This window comes from Aeromonas sp. 604176 (assembly GCF_049170755.1).
In the GTDB taxonomy this organism is placed as follows: domain Bacteria; phylum Pseudomonadota; class Gammaproteobacteria; order Enterobacterales; family Aeromonadaceae; genus Aeromonas; species Aeromonas veronii_A.
In genome coordinates this window covers 1-4,495 of record NZ_JAAKNE010000185.1, presented here as the reverse complement: position 1 = coordinate 4,495, position 4,495 = coordinate 1, and the positions used below count along the sequence as shown (strand labels likewise).

3 protein-coding genes are annotated in these 4,495 nt (G+C 57.0%); 2 read left to right on the top strand and 1 reads right to left on the bottom strand.

Translation table 11 applies throughout. The features are described from left to right. The first annotated feature begins 138 nt into the window (after positions 1 to 138). Entirely contained in the window at positions 139 to 1,281 is a 1,143-nt protein-coding gene (dnaJ, locus tag G5358_RS20185) for a molecular chaperone DnaJ (RefSeq protein ID WP_216954258.1), read from the top strand. A gap of 115 nt (positions 1,282 to 1,396) precedes the next feature. Here dnaJ and mgtE read toward each other — a convergent pair whose 3' ends face one another. Then, entirely contained in the window at positions 1,397 to 2,776 is a 1,380-nt protein-coding gene (gene mgtE / locus G5358_RS20180) for a magnesium transporter (protein WP_216954257.1), read from the bottom strand. Positions 2,777 to 3,968: 1,192 nt separating this feature from the next. Here mgtE and G5358_RS20175 point away from each other — a divergent pair. Further along, the coding region (locus tag G5358_RS20175) for a carbohydrate porin (protein WP_421324794.1) at positions 3,969 to 4,495 on the top strand (527 nt) is incomplete at its 3' end.

Genomic DNA, 4,495 nt, shown 5'->3' with positions numbered 1-4,495 from the left:
CGCCGAGTTCGAAGAAGTGAAAGACGACAAGAAGTAAGCCCTACCCAGATGGGCGGAGTCCGCTTCGCCCATCGGCTTGGTCAATGAATTCACGGGCGTTGGGTAACCAACGCCCGTCTGCGTAACCACAGGATGAGTATGTCGAAGCGCGATTTCTACGAAGTACTGGGTGTGGCGAAAGATGCCGACGATCGCGAGATCAAGAAGGCGTACAAGCGCCTGGCCATGAAGTATCACCCGGATCGTAATCAGGGTGATGCCGCATCCGAAGAGAAGTTCAAAGAGGTCAAGGAAGCCTACGAGGTCCTGACCGATGCCAACCTGCGTGCCCGTTACGACCAGTACGGCCATGCCGGTGTCGACCCGAGCCAGGGTGGCGGTGGCCACGGTGGCTTTGGCGGCGGTGCCGACTTCGCCGACATGTTTGGTGACGTATTCGGTGACATCTTCGGCGGTGGCCGTGGTGGTGCTCGTCGTGGCCCGGCCCGTGGCTCCGACCTGCGTTACACCATGGAGCTGACGCTGGAAGAGGCGGTACGCGGGGTCTCCAAGGAGATCAAGGTGCCGACTCTGGTTCACTGCGAAGTCTGTAACGGCTCCGGTGCCCACACCGGCAGCAGTGCCCAGACCTGCCCGACCTGCCACGGCTCCGGCCAGGTGCAGATGCGTCAGGGCTTCTTTGCGGTGCAGCAGGCGTGTCCGCACTGTCACGGTCGCGGCAAGATCATCAAGGATCCGTGCCGCAAGTGTCACGGTGAAGGTCGCTACCAGCGCACCAAGACCCTGTCGGTGAAAATTCCGGCGGGCGTCGATACCGGCGATCGCATCCGTCTCTCCGGCGAAGGGGAAGCGGGGGAAGCAGGAGCTCCGGCAGGTGATCTCTACGTACAGGTGCACGTCAAAGAGCACGAGATCTTCGTGCGTGACGGCAACAACCTCTACTGCGAAGTGCCCATCAGCTTCACCGCAGCTGCCCTCGGTGGCGAGATTGAAGTGCCGACCCTGGATGGCCGCGTCAAGCTCAAGGTCACTCCGGAGACACAGACCGGCAAGATGTTCCGCATGCGCGGCAAGGGCGTGAAGTCAGTACGCTCCGGCCAGGTAGGGGATCTGATGTGCAAGGTGGTGATCGAGACGCCGGTCAACCTCACCGAGCAGCAGAAAGAGCTGCTGCGCCAGCTGGACGAATCCTTCAGCGGCGCCGCTGCCAAGACCCACAAGCCGAAATCGGAAGGCTTCTTCGAAGGGGTGAAACGCTTCTTCGACGATCTGACCAAGTGATGGCATAGACCCGTGTCGATATAAAGAGAGAGGGAGGCGTGATGCCTCCCTCTCTCTCTTATCTTGAACTATCGGAGATGGCGGTGGTTTGGCTGCCCCCATCTGCTGTGCGCTGTCAGGCAGCAGCCAGTGACCCACCGAGGAAGGCATAGGCGAAACCAAAATAGATCAGCACGCCCAACAGATCCATGATCGAGGTGAGCATGGGGGAGCTGAGGGTTGCCGGATCAGTCCCCATCTTCCGTGCGGCAAACGGCAGGACCAGACCAAGCAGGCTGCCAACCACAGTCACCGTCATGGCAGAGAGGCTGACAATCATGACGATGTCCCAGCCGATGCTCTTGCTCCAGAATGCCATCACCCCTTCCAGCAGGGCGACACCCAGCCCCAGAGCCATTGCAACGGGCAGATCGCGCCGCAGCACGAAAAAGAAGTCACGCATGCTCAGCTTGATCTGACCCATGCCCATTGCCCGGATCACCAAGGTGGCCGACTGGCTGCCCGAGTTGCCCCCCATGTCGATAATAGGGGCAATAAAGGCTGCGAGGATCAGTACTTCGCTGATGAGTTCTTCCTGAGCGGCGACCAGATTGCTGGTCAGTATGCCGAATACGGTCAAGACCGCCAGCCAGAAGAATCGGGCGCTGAACATGTTAAAGGTGCTGGATGCGCGAAGATCAAGTTCGGGACCTCCCAGCGCAGCCGTACCACCGAAGCGGGCAATCCGGTTGGCATCTTCCTCTTCGGCAACATCCATTGCATCATCCACGGTCACCATGCCGAGCAACTGCTGATCCTGATTCAATACGGGGAGGGCCAGCAGGTTGTAACGGGCGATCATCTCCGCGGCTTCGCCTTTGGGGGCATCGGCCTGAATACTCACCAGCTCGCGCTGCATAATGGCCGAGATGGGGGTTTTGCTGTCGGCGAGAAACAGTTCGCGCAGGGAGACAACCCCGATGAGGCGGCGCATTTCATCCACGACATACAGGGTATAAATACTCTCCCTGTCGGCAGCAGTGCTGCGCAGCCGTTGCAGCCCCTCTCCCACAGTGATGTCAGCCGTCAGGCTGGCACAATCCGAGCTCATGATGGAGCCGACGAGGTTTTCCGGGTAAGAGGCCAACCGTTGCGTATCCTCACGTTCTTCATCTGTCATCGCATCGAGCAGGGTCTGGCGCAAGGCTGCGGGCAGACGATTGTAGAGATCGGCTCTGTCATCGGGGGATAGGCGGGTACACAACTCCTCCAATTGGGGCTTGGCCATGGAACGTACCAGGCTGGCCTGAATATCGCTGGGCAGATGGCGGAAGATGCGTGCGGCACGCAATGCAGGAACCAGATTGAGAAAGGTATGAATATGTTTATCTGTCAGGCGGTTTATCGCTTGTGCCAGATCGACCTCATGAATATTCAGGCTGAGGCTCTGGATCCCCATACGATCCTTGTTTTGCAGCAGTACATACAGTTGTTGGTGAATATCTTGGTATTGCATTTATATATCCTTTAATACATCAGCCTGGAAAATAGAAAATAGAATTCCGACTGACATCACATCAGCAAAAATAGATAAGGAAATAACGCCCGAAAATTAATCCGGACTAGTCGCCGATACCGGCTCCAGGGTCAGGGTCCATGACACACCTCCTGATTGATGTAAAGAATCGTCATATGCTTACCCGTCAATAGCCACGCATGGGGAATGAACAGGTGTTGCACTCGGCACAAGTAAATGAAGGTGGAGCGGATCGCGGGACGGTCGTCGCCCGGCTAGCGGCTGTTGCCATCTCCCATGCCACCTTGTCAAAAGCCTTGTGGCTACTGACCTGCAGCGATAGAGGTTCGCCATCGTTGACGCACGCCAGAGGCGGAAAAACATGGCGTGATGAGGTAACAGTGGTAATGACATGGTGACCCTGATATCAGGAGAAGACCCATGCAGGCATTATTTACGCATCCAGTCTGTAGCATTGGATGGCGTCAGTAACAGACATCGAGTGAATACAGGGAAGGAATTGCACTCAGGTGCAAATAAACCGCTCTCCGCATAGTGCGAGATAGCGGCAGAACAATCTGCGGGGATCTCGCGACTCAGGTATTGGCTGACGAGCTCAACAACCTACTGTCATCTGATGAATTGCCCACTGATGGTCTCCGTTATTAATCAATGCTGCGATGCTACTGGAATGGTTCTTATTGGTAAATAATTAATCCACCGCCAGAAACATTTAGAAACATCTTTATTGATATTTTGGTAATTGAACGACAGGAATGTCGCGTATTCAGCTATATCGCATGCGTGATCGGTATTATTTACGCTGCTTTGTAGCCGAACCTGATGGTGTAATGCGTGTAACAATCTCCACCAACAGAATGACGCATAGGGTATGCCGATACCTGGCAGACCCATCGCCAGCACCCTGATCCGGTTGGTGGTGAGGTGCCCCCCTTCCTATTCACATTGTCAGGGTCGCTGCTCGCAGAATCGGGATCCGCCTTATTGAGTGGATCCTGATGAGGGATCCTCCTCACAACTCCCGCCAATTCCTGCTGTACAAATGTTATCCCGCTCACACTATTGCTGAAACGGTTTAGTTGTCATATTGAGTTGGCTAAATTGGTTTAGCTATGCTCTGGCTGTCGATAACAACAGCGCCCGTCCGGGCCACAGATGACAGGTGAGGAAGATGATGATGTTCAAGAGCAAGTTGGCGCTGGCGGTAGCGCTGGGATTGGGGATGAGCAGCCCGCTGTGGGCGGCGCAGGCGAGTATTGCAGGTGAGAGTGTCGAGGCCAGATTGGCGGCGCTGGAGGCGCGGGTACAGGCAGCCGAAGCGAGAGCCGAGGCGGCAGAGAGCCGTGCCAGTCAGGCGGAAGTGAAGGCGAGCGCGGCGAGTGAGCAGGCGCAGGCGGCCGACAACCGCAGCCAGAAGATGGATGAGAAGACAGCAGGTGCCCAGGGCTTCGAGTTTCACGGCTACGCCCGCTCGGGCCTGTTGGTCAACGGCAATGGCAACGGCGGGCGCGGCGGCCCCTACATCACGCCAGCCGGTTCGGTGGGCGGGGCCGTCGGTCGCCTTGGCAATGAGGATGACACCTATATGGAGGCCAACCTGCTGAAAACCCAGACCTTCGAGGATGGCAGCTGGGCCCGCTACAAGCTGATGCTGGCAGACGGGGTGGAGACCAGCAACGACTGGACCGCCAGCGATTC

What these genes read in the sequence shown, in the direction of transcription:
- dnaJ (WP_216954258.1), top strand. Translation starts at nt 139, where the DNA reads ATGTCGAAGCGCGATTTCTACGAAGTACTGGGTGTGGCGAAAGATGCC.
- mgtE (WP_216954257.1), bottom strand. Translation starts at nt 2,776, where the DNA reads ATGCAATACCAAGATATTCACCAACAACTGTATGTACTGCTGCAAAAC.